The sequence below is a fragment of the Pseudooceanicola sediminis genome (assembly GCF_003575965.1).
In the GTDB taxonomy this organism is placed as follows: domain Bacteria; phylum Pseudomonadota; class Alphaproteobacteria; order Rhodobacterales; family Rhodobacteraceae; genus Pseudooceanicola; species Pseudooceanicola sediminis.
Map to the genome: position 1 here is coordinate 155522 of NZ_QWJJ01000002.1, position 13032 is coordinate 168553.

12 protein-coding genes are annotated in these 13032 nt (G+C 65.3%); 9 read left to right on the top strand and 3 right to left on the bottom strand.

The genetic code is table 11. From position 1 onward, the window contains the following. Window positions 1-28: 28 nt before the first annotated feature. Window positions 29-1558, bottom strand: a complete 1530-nt coding sequence (ubiB, locus tag DL237_RS02670; protein ID WP_119397477.1) for a 2-polyprenylphenol 6-hydroxylase — start codon at window positions 1556-1558, stop codon at window positions 29-31. A 3-nt stretch (window positions 1559-1561) separates the two neighbouring features. Beyond that, window positions 1562-2305, bottom strand: a complete 744-nt coding sequence (gene ubiE / locus DL237_RS02675; protein WP_119397478.1) for a bifunctional demethylmenaquinone methyltransferase/2-methoxy-6-polyprenyl-1,4-benzoquinol methylase UbiE — start codon at window positions 2303-2305, stop codon at window positions 1562-1564. Window positions 2306-2545: 240 nt separating this feature from the next. Here ubiE and mutM point away from each other — a divergent pair, with 240 nt between their 5' ends. Continuing rightward, window positions 2546-3397, top strand: coding sequence for a bifunctional DNA-formamidopyrimidine glycosylase/DNA-(apurinic or apyrimidinic site) lyase (mutM, locus tag DL237_RS02680; RefSeq protein ID WP_119397479.1), 852 nt, complete (start codon window positions 2546-2548; stop codon window positions 3395-3397). A gap of 87 nt (window positions 3398-3484) precedes the next feature. Then, a complete protein-coding gene (locus tag DL237_RS02685; RefSeq protein WP_119397480.1) occupies window positions 3485-4261 on the top strand; it encodes an enoyl-CoA hydratase in 777 nt (258 codons plus the stop codon). A 29-nt stretch (window positions 4262-4290) separates the two neighbouring features. On the opposite strand, the gene DL237_RS02690 is transcribed toward DL237_RS02685, so the two are convergent. Then, entirely contained in the window at window positions 4291-5433 is a 1143-nt protein-coding gene (locus DL237_RS02690; RefSeq protein ID WP_119397481.1) for an NAD(P)/FAD-dependent oxidoreductase, read from the bottom strand. 397 nt (window positions 5434-5830) lie between these two features. On the opposite strand from DL237_RS02690, the gene rpsT reads away from it, so the two are divergent. From rpsT to DL237_RS02725, 7 genes are all read left to right on the top strand, one after another. After that, the gene (gene rpsT, locus DL237_RS02695) at window positions 5831-6094 is read left to right on the top strand and encodes a 30S ribosomal protein S20 (protein WP_119397482.1); all 264 of its coding nucleotides are present in this window, start codon (window positions 5831-5833) and stop codon (window positions 6092-6094) included. A gap of 496 nt (window positions 6095-6590) precedes the next feature. Next, entirely contained in the window at window positions 6591-8027 is a 1437-nt protein-coding gene (gene dnaA, locus DL237_RS02700; protein WP_119397483.1) for a chromosomal replication initiator protein DnaA, read from the top strand. A gap of 173 nt (window positions 8028-8200) precedes the next feature. Continuing rightward, a complete protein-coding gene (locus DL237_RS02705) occupies window positions 8201-8983 on the top strand; it encodes a transglutaminase-like domain-containing protein (RefSeq protein ID WP_119397484.1) in 783 nt (260 codons plus the stop codon). A 609-nt stretch (window positions 8984-9592) separates the two neighbouring features. Continuing rightward, a complete protein-coding gene (gene dnaN / locus DL237_RS02710; protein WP_119397485.1) occupies window positions 9593-10711 on the top strand; it encodes a DNA polymerase III subunit beta in 1119 nt (372 codons plus the stop codon). Window positions 10712-10779: 68 nt separating this feature from the next. Next, window positions 10780-11895, top strand: a complete 1116-nt coding sequence (recF, locus tag DL237_RS02715; RefSeq protein ID WP_119397486.1) for a DNA replication/repair protein RecF — start codon at window positions 10780-10782, stop codon at window positions 11893-11895. Continuing rightward, entirely contained in the window at window positions 11892-12320 is a 429-nt protein-coding gene (locus DL237_RS02720; RefSeq protein WP_119397487.1) for a VOC family protein, read from the top strand. The genes recF and DL237_RS02720 overlap by 4 nt, the downstream gene beginning before the upstream one ends. A 10-nt stretch (window positions 12321-12330) precedes the next feature. Next, on the top strand, window positions 12331-12951 hold the full coding sequence (locus DL237_RS02725) for a LysE family translocator (RefSeq protein ID WP_119397488.1): 621 nt from the start codon (window positions 12331-12333) through the stop codon (window positions 12949-12951). Window positions 12952-13032 lie beyond the last annotated feature (81 nt).

Here is a 13032-nt window from a genome sequence, read left to right on the forward strand (position 1 = left end):
GCGGGCTGACCACGCGCCGCGACCCTGATCAGAAACTTTCGGCCAGCAGCATCACCAGCAGGCCCAGCGCCAGACCACCGCCGCCCCAGAGCATCCGCGTCCGCCAGGTACGCTGCGGTTGCGGGGGCGTTTCGGCCATCTGCTGGCTCAGCGCCTTTTCCACAAGACCGGGCAGGCGCGGGCCAAAGCGGGCCATGACCTGCGCCGTGCGGCCCAGATCGCGCAGCAAGGCGCGCGGCCCGATGCTCTTGCGGATATAGTCGCCGACGACCGGCTGGGCGACCTGCCAGATATTGATATTGGGGTTGAGCGAGCGTGACACCCCCTCGACCACCACCATCGTGCGTTGCAGCAGGATCAGCTCGGTCCGCGTCTCCATCCCGAAACGCTCCGTGACCTCGAACAGATAGCTCAGCAGACGGCCCATCGAAATCCGCGTGGCGTCCATGCCGAAAATCGGCTCTCCCACCGCGCGCAGGGCGCGGGCGAATTCGTCGACATCGCGGTCGTGGGGCACGTAGCCCGCTTCGAAATGCACCTCGGCGACGCGCAGGTAATCGCGCTTGATGAAGCCATAGAGGATCTCGGCATAGACGCGGCGTGTGTATTCGTCGATATGCCCCATGATGCCGAAGTCATAGGCGATGATATCCCCGTCGAGCGAAACCTTCAGGTTGCCCTGATGCATGTCCCCGTGGAAAAACCCGTCGCGCAGCGCGTGGTTCAGGAACAGGGTCAGCACCCGTTCACCCAGCACGGCACGGTTCAGGCCGGCGGCGTCCAGCGCGTCGTTGTCGCCCAGCGGCACCCCTTCGGCCCAGTCCATCGTCATGACGCGGCGTGTCGAATACATCCAGTTGATCGCGGGCAGGCGGAATCCGGGGTCATCCTGGGTATTGGCCGAAAATTCCGACGCGCTGGCCGCTTCCAGCCGCAGGTCCAGCTCGGCGTTCACCACGCCCTCGAAATGCTTGATCACCTCGGACGGGCGCAGCCGGCGCGACGACGGCGACAGCCCCTCGATGATCGACGCCGCCAGGTAAAAGGCATCGACATCGCGGCGGAACGCACGTTCGATACCCGGGCGCAGGATCTTGACCGCGACATCGGCGCCGGTTTCGGCCAGGCGGGCGCGATGCACCTGCGCGATCGACGCGGCGGCGACCGGGGCGGAAAAGTCGGTATAAATCGACTCCAGCGGTTGCCCCAGCTCCTGCTCGACCGCGTTGCGGGCGGCCTGCTGGCTGAACGGGGGCAGCTTGTCCTGCAACACGCGCAATTGCAGCGCCAGCTCGGGGCCGACGACATCGGGGCGCGTCGACAGGATCTGGCCGAACTTGATATAGGCGGGGCCCAGCGCCTGAAGGGCGCGCGGCACGGGCGGCATCGCCGCATCGCCCTTCAGCCCCAGGAACTGGAACGGCCAGCCAAGGATGCGCGCGGCAAGGCGCAGCAGCGGCGGGGCCTGGTAGGCATCAAGGATAACGCCCATCGCGCCGGTACGCTCGAACGTGGCGCCGGTGCGCACCAGCCGCCAGATGTTGTGCGGTCCGCGCATGATCTAGATTTTCCATCCCGAATGCAGGGCCGCAACACCCAGGGTCAGGTTGCGATACTTGGCGTTTTCAAAGCCCGCGTCGCGCACCATCTGCAGGAACGTCTCCTGGTCGGGAAAACGGCGGATCGATTCGACGAGGTACTGATAGCTGTCGCGATCATTGGCGATCAGCTGGCCCATCGCGGGAATCATGTTGAAGCTGTAGCGGTCATAGGCCCATTGCAGCGCCGGGGTGGGGATCTGGCTGAATTCCAGCACCATCAGGCGGCCCCCCGGGCGCAGCACGCGGTAAGCCTCGGCCAGCGCGTCCTGCGGGCGGGTGACGTTGCGGATGCCGAAGCTGATCGTGTAGACATCGAAGCTGTTGTCGCGGAAGGGCAGCGCCATGGCATCGCCGGTGACCCAGTCGAGACTGTCGGCCATCGCCGCCGCCTCGGCGCGCTTGCGGCCCGCGACCAGCATCGGCTCGGTCAGGTCCAGCACCGTGGCATGGCCGAAGCCCGCGCGCTTCAGGAACCGGAACGAAATGTCGCCAGTGCCGCCCGCCACATCCAGCAGCTGCTGGCCGGGCCGCGGGGCCAGCCAGTCCATCATCGCATCTTTCCAGATGCGGTGAATCCCGAGGGACATCGCGTCGTTCATGACGTCGTATTTCGAGGCAACCGAATTGAAGACGCCCTGCACACGGCCGGCCTTCTCGTCCTCGGGGACTTCGCTGAATCCGAAATGGGTGGTCTTTTCGTTCATGGCTCTTGCGCTTATCTGTGCTGTGCCCTTCCTTATAGGGTGCTGGGCCGTCGCTGCAATGCGTGCATGTGGCACGGGGCCGCGACAGGCGGAAAGGGGGCCATCTGCCGGTGTGCTGTCCTTTGTCGAGCCGGGCTGCGTGGAACCGCGCGGGGGCCAGCCCCCGCGACCCCCGGGATATTTGCAACAGGGAAACCTGTAGAGACCACGAGAATGGCAGCGGGCCTGCCGGGAGAGCACATGCCGGAACTACCAGAGGTCGAGACCGTGCGCCGGGGGCTGGCGCCCGCGATGGAGGGTGCGGTGATCACGCAGGCCGCCGTCAACCGGCCCGATCTGCGCTGGCCGTTTCCCCAAGGAATGGCCGCACGGCTGCAGGGCCAGAGGGTTCTGCAGTTGCGCCGCAGGTCCAAGTACATCCTGGCCGATCTGTCGGGGGGAGAGAGCCTGCTTGTTCACCTGGGCATGTCGGGTCGGATGACCGTATCGGGCGATCCGCTGGGGCAGTTCGTGCATGAGCACCCGCTGGCCGCGAAGCACGACCACGTGGTGCTGGACATGGACAATGGCGCGCGCATCACCTTCAACGATCCGCGTCGCTTCGGGTCGATGGACCTGATGGCGACGGCAGGGGCCGAGGCGCACAAGCTGCTGGCCGGGCTGGGGCCGGAGCCCCTGGGCAACGCCTTTTCCGGTACATACCTGGCACAGGCCCTCAGGCTGCGGCGGACACCGGTGAAATCGGCCCTGCTGGATCAGCGCGTCGTGGCGGGGCTTGGCAACATCTATGTCTGCGAAGCGCTGTTTCGCGCCGGGATATCGCCGTTGCGCCGCTGTGACCGGATTGCGACACGGCGGCTGGCCGCGCTGGTGCCGGTGATCCGGGATGTGCTGGGCGAGGCGATCGAGGCGGGGGGATCGTCGTTGCGCGATTTTCGCCAGGCCAGCGGGGAATTGGGCTATTTCCAGCACAGCTTCGACGTTTATGGCCGCGAGGGCGATCCCTGTCGCACCCCCACATGCGGCAGGCCGATCCAGCGCGTCGTGCAATCGGGACGGTCGAGCTTCTTTTGCCCGCAGTGCCAGCGATAACGCGACGGCGCGCAAAGATAACTTGATCCGGGGTCGCAAAGTGTTAGGGAATCGGGACTAAATCTTAACCAAAGGGATCCTGACCCCATGGCCTATGAGACGATCATCGTCGAAATAGAAGATCACATCGCCCTGGTGAAACTGAACCGGCCGGACGCGATGAATGCCCTCAACGATACCCTGCTGGAGGAATTGGCCGATGCGCTGACGGCCGCGCAGAAGAATGCGCAGGTGCGCTGCATCGTGATTGCCGGCACCGAGAAATTCTTTGCCGCCGGCGCCGACATCAAGATGATGTCCGAGAAGAGCTTTGTCGATGTCTTCATGGGCGATCTGTTCGGGGCGGAAACCGCGGCCATCGCGCGGATTCGCAAGCCGATCATCGCCGCCGTGTCCGGCTATGCCCTGGGGGGCGGTTGCGAACTGGCGATGATGTGCGATTTCATCATCTGTTCCGATACCGCCAAGTTCGGCCAGCCCGAGATCAACCTCGGCGTCATTGCCGGGCTGGGCGGCACCCAGCGGCTGACCCGCGCCGTGGGCAAGGCCAAGGCGATGGACATGAACCTGACGGGCCGTTTCATGGACGCCGAGGAAGCCGAGCGCGCGGGCCTCGTGTCGCGTGTCGTTCCCGCCAAGAAGCTGATGGAAGAGGCGATGGGCGCCGCCAACAAGATCGCGGAAAAAAGCATGATCACGGTCATGGCGGTCAAGGAATCGGTCAACAGGTCGTTCGAGACCACCCTGACCGAAGGGATGCTGTTCGAACGCCGCCTGTTCTTCTCGATGTTCTCGACCGAGGATCAGAACGAAGGCATGACCGCCTTTCTGGAGAAACGCGAAGCGCAGTTCCGCGACCGCTGATCTATCGGGGGGGGGCGCGGCGCGGCCGGTCAGGCGAAACTGGCCGACAGCCGCTCCGGCGCCAGGTCCGCCAGGTCGAGGCCCGGCACCGCCGGGTGCCTGCCTGCGGGCGCAATGCGCCCCTCGACCAGGTCCGCCGCGATGCGCGACAGCGCAGGCGCGGTCTGGATGCCCGTTTCGCCCTGCCCGGCCAGCCAGAAGAACCCCTGCGCCCGTGGGTCGAAACCGCAGACCGGATTGCCATCGGCGGCAAAGGTGCGCAGCCCGGCCCAGACCGCGTCCGGCTGGCCGATCTTCAGATCGAACGCCGCCATCAGGCGATCCACCCCCTTGGCCACGTCCAGCGGCGCCGGGCGCGCGTCAGAGGGCAGGCAGGGCGTGTCGTCGCCGGGCGTTCCCTTGAACCGGCCGTTTTCGGACTTGAGAAAGAAGCACGCATCGATATCCGCAACCATCGGCAGGCCCGCCACGTCGACCCCCGGCGGCGCGGACAGCGATAGCGCGGTGCGCCGTTTCGGTGTCAGGCTAAGCGGGCTGGCCCCTGCCATCGCACCGACCTGCCCCGCCCAGGCCCCGGCGGCATTGATCACAACCGGCGCCTGATAGGTCCCGGCCTCGCTGGCGACCTGCCACGCGTTGGTCCTGCGCAGCAGCGTCGTGACCTCTGCGCCACAGACCAGGCGGGCACCGCGGGCCTCCATCCTCGCCTGATGCAGCGCCATCAACCGCCCGACGTGGATGTCGCGCACCTCGGCCTCCAGGACACCGGCGGCGGCATATCCGGGCCGCAGGATCGGCACCCACAGCCTGACCTCCTCGCTGTCCAGCCAACGGCAGAGCGGCTTGGGCCCCGCCGTGTCGAAAAAGCGGTGCAGCTGGTCCAGTTGATCAGCGCGGGCGACCCGCACCAATCCGCGGGGTGCCAGCAGCGGCAGATCCTCGATTTCCCGATAATGGCCCGACAGCTCGGCCAGCGATGCGCGGGTCAGGGCCTGCACCACCTGCGATCCCTGGTTGAACTGCATCACCGCCGTTCCGCGGCCCGTCGCATGATAGCCCGGCTGCGGTTCCCGCTCCAGCACCAGCACGCGGGCCCGTTCCGCCAGCGCGCTGGCAGCCGCCAGGCCACACAGGCCGGCACCGATCACGATGATGTCGTAGGCTTCGGCCATTGTCCTCTCCGGCGCCCCGTTCCTGCAGGGGGTGTGGCTGACCGGGAGACTCGTTGCCGCACCGCCCTGTCGGTGCCCGATCGACAGAAAATCTAGCCAAGCGATTCTCGTACGTAAACAAATTGATCTTTCCCATCGGCGGTGCGACGCCACCTGTCACAAATTACCGGCCCGAAACCGCCCCGAGTCGCGCATGAGAGTCAGCCGGCCGGCCCCCGGTCCGGCCGGTCGCGGCAAAAACAGGCAGTTCTGCGTCCCATGGCATACCGCGCCCGTTGCACGTAAAAAGCCACCAGAGGGCAAAGAATGCGCCCACACCTGTTGACTCGGAGGCGACTCGCCTCTAGAGACCCAGCTTCAAGAATTCACCGAACCCAAAACATGGGACGATACTAATATGGCCAACTCGCCTCAGTCGAAGAAACGCGCCCGTCAGGCAGATGCACGTCTGACCGTGAACAAAGCGCGCCGCTCGCGCATTCGCACCTTCCTTCGCAAGGTTGAAGAAGCGATTGCATCGGGTGACAAATCTGCCGCCGAAACCGCCCTGCGCACCGCTCAACCCGAGCTGATGCGTGGCGTGACCAAAGGCGTCTACCACAAGAACACCGTGTCCCGGAAAATGTCGCGCCTGTCGTCGCGCGTCAAAGCGATCGCTTAATTTTTCCGACCAACTGATCGAAGAAAAGGCGCTGCTTCGGCCGCGCCTTTTTTTATGTCTGGGCGCTTGTGCAACAGCTCTGCGATTCCTTTCGGCAAGAGTTTGAGTCAAGCACGTTGTGCGGTTGTAAGCGTCCCGTCACAGTTGATACCTTCGAACTTGCGAGTCACTTCGCCTTGGGGGGGCATCGCGGTTCTACCTGTTCCGCACGCCGATAAGGGCACGATAACTGGGGTTTTCGTGCGCTGCCACTATCGGCAATGTCCAAGCACTGACGACTGGTCATGCGTCTTACGGCACGGCATTTTTACGATGCCCGACCCGGATGCAGATCTTTGACCAATTGTAGCCGGTCAACCGGCCTGCCGCCTGTTTCGTCTCGGCAACGAAACGGATCGGTACGTCTTTGCCTGTCCCAGGGCACAGTGAGACAGTCCCGGCACCGGGCGCGCAAAAGGGCACTGACGTATGCTGCACAGGGGCAAAAGAGAATAAGATGGCGACGATGAGTTGGGGCGAACTTAAGGACAATCTCCGCAAGAAAGTCGGAGAGCATAACTTCACGAACTGGATTGCACCGCTGGAGCTGGATTCGCTGAAGGATGGTGTTGCCACCCTCTCCGCGCCCTCCACCTATGCGGGCACCTATGTTCAGCGCAATTTCGGTGACGTGATCCTGGGCGAGATGGGCGCGCTGCCCGACAATGTCCGGCGCATCGAATTTTCCGTTGCGCGCCGCAATGCCCCGGCCCCGATGGCCGCCGCCAATGGCCGCGCCGCCACCGTCAACGACACCGGCGACACCGCTCCGGCCCCGACCCCGGCGCCCGGCGCCGCACCGCGCCGCGCCGGCACCTATGATGCCGACACCCGCTCGATGCAGGAACGGATGCTCCAGCCCGCGCCGCTGGATCCCGGCTGCACCTTCGACAGCTTCATCGTCGGCAAGCCGAACGAACTGGCCCATGCCGCCGCGCGCCGCGTCGCCTCCGGGGCCGAGGTCGAATTCAACCCGCTGTTCCTTTATGGTGGCGTCGGTCTGGGCAAGACCCACCTGATGCACGCCATCGCCTGGGAACTGAAATCCAGCAATCCCGACCTGAACGTCGTCTACCTGTCCGCCGAACAGTTCATGTACCGCTTCGTGCAGGCCCTGCGCGACCGCAAGATGATGGATTTCAAATCCCTGTTCCGCAACGTCGACGTGCTGATGGTCGATGACGTCCAGTTCATCGCCGGCAAGGATTCCACGCAGGAAGAATTCTTTCACACCTTCAACGCCCTGATCGAACACAATAAACAGATCATCCTGTCGGGCGACTGCGCCCCGAACGAGATCAAGAACCTGCCGCCGCGCATCTCTTCGCGCCTCAGCTCGGGCCTTGTCGTCGATCTGCACCCCACCGATTACGAACTGCGCCTCGGCATCCTGCAATCCAAGGTCGACGTCTTTCGCATCAAGCATCCCGGCCTTGTCGTGGCCGACGGCGTTCTGGAATTCCTCGCGCATCGCATCTCGACCAACGTGCGTGTGCTTGAGGGCGCGCTGACCCGCCTCTTCGCCTTCGCCTCGCTCGTGGGCCGTGAAATCACCATGGACCTGACGCAGGATTGCCTGTCCGACGTGCTGCGCTCCTCCGATCGCAAGCTCACGATCGAGGAAATTCAGCGCCGCGTCGCGGAACACTACAACATCCGCCTGTCCGACATGATCGGCCCCAAGCGCGTGCGCAGCTTTGCCCGCCCGCGTCAGGTGGCGATGTACCTGTGCAAGAAACTGACCTCGCGCAGCCTGCCCGAAATCGGCCGCCGGTTTGGCGGGCGCGACCACACCACCGTCATGCACGGCGTCAAGCGCATAGAAGAGCTGATGTCGCAGGATTCCCAGATTGCCGACGATCTGGAAATGCTGCGCCGCTCGCTTGAGGCCTGATCGGCCCCCGCAGCCGCGACATACCCCCGTTTTCCCGCAAACCCGGCGCCGCCCCAGCGTCGGGTTTGCCTTTGCCCGTGCTTCGCCTTACCTCACCCGGACAGGGCCGCCCGCATGGCCCGACTGCGCCGCGCCTTTCCCTGCCCTCTCCCGCCGACAGGACCATTCTGCACATGCGCCTCAATATCGACGTCACAATGGAATATCAGCTCGAGGATCCGATGGTCTTTCTGACGATCGAGGCCGCCGACACCGATGGCCAGATCGTGATTGATCAACAGCTCGACGTTCAGAACGCCACCCTGTCGTGGGTCGACGGAGAAGAGGGGCTGGGCCAGCGCGTCTGGGCGCGGGTCGGGGGCGAGGTGATGCGCCTGCACTATCGCGCGCTGGTCGATGTCACCCGCAGCGACATCCCGCTTGCGGGCTTGCAGGCCGCCGCCCGTGAAACCCTGCCCGGCAGCGTCATCACCTTTCTGCGCCCGTCGCGGTTCTGCCAGTCCGACCTGTTCACCTCCTTCGTGGATCGCCAGTTCGGCTATCTTGACGGCGGCGACAAGATTGCCGCCATTCGCGATTGGGTTGCGGATGAAATGACCTACGTGCCCGGCAGTTCGCACGCCGGCACCACCGTGCTCGATACCTTCGCCGCGCGCGAAGGCGTCTGCCGTGATTATGCCCATATGGTCTGCGCGCTGGCCCGCGCCGCCGACATTCCCGCCCGCTATGCCGCCGTCTATGGCCTCGGCGTGACGCCACCGGATTTTCACGCGGTGGCGCAGGTCTGGCTCGACGGGGCGTGGCACCTGGTCGATTCGACCCGCATGTGCACCCCAGAAGACCTGGTGGTGATCGCCGTGGGCCGCGATGCCTGCGACATCGCCTTCATGGAAACCGGTGCCTTTGCCAACATGGTCGCACAGGATGTTTCGGTCATCGCCGTGCCCGAGGGCTGAGCGAACCGCGATCGCGCCCACCCCTCTCTGGCCTCACCCCTCTCTGGCCTGACGCTCTGGCCTTTCCTCTGCATGGCGCTCTCCGCCTGCGTCCGCCGCGTGGCGAAAGGCCGCCGCCTTTCCCTGCCCGGCCGGATCGGCGATTCGCGGCGCGGACGGGGCATTAACGATTGTGCGGCACCTGTTTTTGCACCGCCCGGTTACCGTTCGAATACCGACGCAAGCACCGACGTGCCGTTTCCGCGGTTTCCCCAGTTAACCGACGCAACCCAGGCGATTCGGCCATTGGCGCCACTGAAACGGTACCGACACGGTGGTGCGGTGCAGCAGAGGGCCGTTAACCTGCGCAGATGTCACCCGCCGCCGCCCCGCCCCCCCATCAGCGCCCCGCATCAGCGCCCTGGCGCCGGTCGGTTCGGCGTGCATCGGCAGGGGATTTGCCCGCCATGGGGCGCGGCTGTTGTTTTATGGCCGCGCCTTGATGACACCTGCTGGTGCAAAGCGGCAAAATGCGCAAATACCCGTTGTGCTGACTGTAGAAACGGGTAGCTTTTCGGTCCCGGCAGCAGTGCGCCCGGCGGGACCACGACAGGGACAGGGAAAAAAGCCATGAAACTCAGCATCGAACGCGCGGCTCTGCTCAAGGCGGTGTCGCAGGCCCAATCGGTTGTCGAGCGGCGCAATACGATTCCGATCCTCGCCAACGTGCTGATCGAGGCGACGGGCAACGACGTGATGTTCCGCGCCACCGATCTGGATATCGAGGTCGTGGACAAGGCCCCGGCCATGGTCGAACGCGCCGGAGCCACCACGGTTTCCGCCGTAACCCTGCATGAAATCGTCAGAAAATTGCCCGACGGCGCGATGGTCACCCTGTCGGATGACGGCACTGCCGGGCGCCTGATGGTGCAGGCGGGGCGGTCGAACTTCAACCTCGCGACGCTGCCGAAAGAGGATTTTCCGGTGATGGCCTCGTCGGAATACAGCTCCAATTTCAGCGCCCCGGCGCCGGTGCTGCGCCGGCTGTTCGACAAGTCCAAGTTCGCCATCTCGACCGAGGAAACCCGCTATTACCTGAACGGCGTCTACATGCACGTGGCCGATGGCGACGAAGGGCGCGCGCTGCGCTGCGTGGCCACCGACGGTCACCGCCTGGCCCGTATCGACGCGCCGCTGCCCGAAGGCGCCGAGGCCATGCCCGGCGTCATCGTGCCGCGCAAGACCGTGGGCGAGCTGCGCAAGCTGCTGGATGACGACGACATGGAGATCGCCGTGTCGGTGTCGGAAACCAAGGTGCGATTCGCCACGCCGCAGATCACCCTGACCTCCAAGGTCATCGACGGGACGTTTCCGGATTATTCACGGGTCATCCCGCAGAATAACACCCGCCGTCTGGAAGTGGACGCGGCCGAGTTTGCCAAGGCCGTCGATCGCGTCGCCACCGTCAGTTCCGAACGCTCCCGCGCCGTCAAGCTGAGCCTGGACGAGGATCGCCTGATCCTGTCCGTCAACGCCCCCGACAGCGGCGCGGCGGACGAGGAGCTTGCCGTCGCCTATTCTGACGAGCATCTGGAAATTGGCTTCAATGCCAAGTACTTGCTGGAAATCGCCAGCCAGGTGGATCGCGAGAACGCGGTGTTCATGTTCAACTCATCGGGGGATCCGACGCTGATGCGCGAAGGCAATGACCTGAGCGCGGTCTACGTCGTGATGCCGATGCGCGTGTAATATCGCCCGTTCCGGGCGATGCCTCCGGCGGGGATATTTTCAACAGGGAAACGGGAAGGAGTCCGGGTTTGGCGGAGCTGTGTCTGACCCGGCTGGAGCTGTCGCATTTCCGGTCGTGGAAGCGCGGCACGATCCGCGTCGATGCCCGTCCCGTGGCGATCTGGGGGCCGAACGGCGCCGGCAAGACCAATATTCTTGAAGCGGTTTCAATGTTTTCGCCCGGACGCGGGCTGCGCCGCGCCGCGGCCGAGGAGATGGTGCGCCGCCCAGAGGGACTGGGCTGGAAGCTGAGCGGTGTGCTGCGGTCGCTTCACCAGATGCACGAGGTCGAGATGCTGGCCGAGGCGGGACAGTCGCGCACCCTGCGCATCGATGACAAGGCAGCGCCGCAGGTCGCGCTTGGCCGGATCGCGCGGGTGCTGTGGCTGGTGCCCAGCATGGACCGCCTCTGGACCGAGGCGGCCGAGGGGCGGCGGCGGTTCCTGGATCGCATGGTGCTGAGTTTCGTGCCCGGTCATGCCGATGCGACGCTGGCTTATGACAAGGCCATGCGCGAGCGGAACCGCCTGCTGAAAGACATGGTGCGGGACGAGCCGTGGTACCTGGCCCTGGAACGGCAGATGGCCGAAACGGGGACGCAGATACGGCTCAACCGGTTGAAAGCGCTGCAATTGATTGCCGAGGCGACGGAGGAGGCCGAGACGGCGTTTCCCGCGCCGCAACTGTCGCTGACCCACCCCGAGGGCGAGTTGCCGGCGACCGAAGCCGATCTGCTGGTCGCATTTCAGGAGAGCCGGCGGCGCGACATGGCCGCCGGGCGTACCCTGATCGGGCCGCACCGCGTCGACCTGGAGGCGTTCTGGACCACCAAGGGGATCGCGGCCCGCGATGCCTCGACCGGAGAGCAGAAGGCCTTGCTGGTGTCGCTGATCCTGGCCAATGCGCGCGGCCTGGCCCGCGATTTCGGTGCGCCGCCCATCCTGCTGCTGGACGAGGTTGCCGCCCACCTTGACGCAGGCCGTCGTGCCGCGCTTTATGACGAAATCTCGGCCCTTGGCGCGCAGGCCTGGATGACCGGCACCGGGCCGGAGCTGTTCAGTGAACTGGGCGATCGGGCGCAGTACCTCGACGTTACCGAACAGGGCGGCGAAAGCCGTGCCGAGCAGAAGGACACCGCCACATGACCCCGCAACGCGTTACGCTGATCACCCTGGGCGTCGCCGATCTGTCGGTCGCCCGGGCCTTTTACGCCGCGCTTGGCTGGACCGTCACGGCAGAGCAACCCGGCGTTGCCTTCTACCAGATGGACGGCATGGGGCTGGGTCTGTTCGGGTTGGAAGATCTGGCCAAGGATCAGGGGCGCGCAGGTGCCGCGTTGGGAACCGGCGCGATCACCCTGGCCCAGAACATGGCCGACCGCGCCGCTGTCGATGCCGCCTGGGACAGGGCGATGCAGGCCGGGGCGGTTGCCCTGAAAGCCCCCGAAGAGGTCTTTTGGGGCGGGTATTCAGGGTATTACGCCGACCCTGACGGCCACGTCTGGGAACTGGCGCACAACCCGTTCTGGCCGCTGGACGACGCCGGCCGCCTGACCATCCCCAAGACCTGAGAGCCCCCGGATGACAGTCTCACTTGCGGAACTGGCGCTGTATGCCGGGGCGATGTTCATCATGGTCCTGACCCCTGGCCCGGTCTGGCTGGCCCTGGCCGCGCGCACCCTGTCCGGCGGGTTCGGCGCCGCCTGGCCATTGGCCCTGGGGGTGGTGATCGGGGACGGTCTCTGGCCGCTTCTGGCGATCCTCGGGGTGTCCTGGGTGGTGGGGCAGATTGAGGGGTTCATGCTGGTGCTGCGCCTTGTCGGGGCCGTGATGTTCCTGTTCATGGGGCTGGCCCTGCTGCGCAAACCCGACCGCGGCATCACCAGCGACGGGCGCCTGACCCGCCCCGGCAGGCTGGCGGGGTTCCTGGCCGGGCTGGCCGCGATCGCGGGCAACCCCAAGGCCATCCTGTTCTACATGGGTATCCTGCCCGGCTTCTTCGACCTGACGCGTGTCACCGGTTGGGATATCGCCGCGGTTGTCGGTATTTCGATGGGCGTTCCGCTGGTCGGCAACCTGCTGCTGGCCGGGCTGGTCAGCCGGGTGCGGCGGCTGTTGACCTCGGGCAGCGCGATGCGCCGGACGAACATCTTTGCCGGGTGTCTGATGGTCTGTATCGGCCTGGTCATTCCCTTTGCCTGACGGCGCTGCCACGGTCGCCCGGGCACCGAAATGACGGGTCAGGATCCAATGCGGGGAAAACCGCTGCGGCGCCCCTGAATC

What these genes read in the sequence shown, in the direction of transcription:
- DL237_RS02690 (WP_119397481.1), bottom strand. Translation starts at nt 5,433, where the DNA reads ATGGCCGAAGCCTACGACATCATCGTGATCGGTGCCGGCCTGTGTGGC.
- mutM (WP_119397479.1), top strand. Translation starts at nt 2,546, where the DNA reads ATGCCGGAACTACCAGAGGTCGAGACCGTGCGCCGGGGGCTGGCGCCC.
- dnaA (WP_119397483.1), top strand. Translation starts at nt 6,591, where the DNA reads ATGGCGACGATGAGTTGGGGCGAACTTAAGGACAATCTCCGCAAGAAA.
- ubiB (WP_119397477.1), bottom strand. Translation starts at nt 1,558, where the DNA reads ATGCGCGGACCGCACAACATCTGGCGGCTGGTGCGCACCGGCGCCACG.
- DL237_RS02720 (WP_119397487.1), top strand. Translation starts at nt 11,892, where the DNA reads ATGACCCCGCAACGCGTTACGCTGATCACCCTGGGCGTCGCCGATCTG.
- DL237_RS02705 (WP_119397484.1), top strand. Translation starts at nt 8,201, where the DNA reads ATGCGCCTCAATATCGACGTCACAATGGAATATCAGCTCGAGGATCCG.
- rpsT (WP_119397482.1), top strand. Translation starts at nt 5,831, where the DNA reads ATGGCCAACTCGCCTCAGTCGAAGAAACGCGCCCGTCAGGCAGATGCA.
- dnaN (WP_119397485.1), top strand. Translation starts at nt 9,593, where the DNA reads ATGAAACTCAGCATCGAACGCGCGGCTCTGCTCAAGGCGGTGTCGCAG.
- DL237_RS02725 (WP_119397488.1), top strand. Translation starts at nt 12,331, where the DNA reads ATGACAGTCTCACTTGCGGAACTGGCGCTGTATGCCGGGGCGATGTTC.
- DL237_RS02685 (WP_119397480.1), top strand. Translation starts at nt 3,485, where the DNA reads ATGGCCTATGAGACGATCATCGTCGAAATAGAAGATCACATCGCCCTG.
- ubiE (WP_119397478.1), bottom strand. Translation starts at nt 2,305, where the DNA reads ATGAACGAAAAGACCACCCATTTCGGATTCAGCGAAGTCCCCGAGGAC.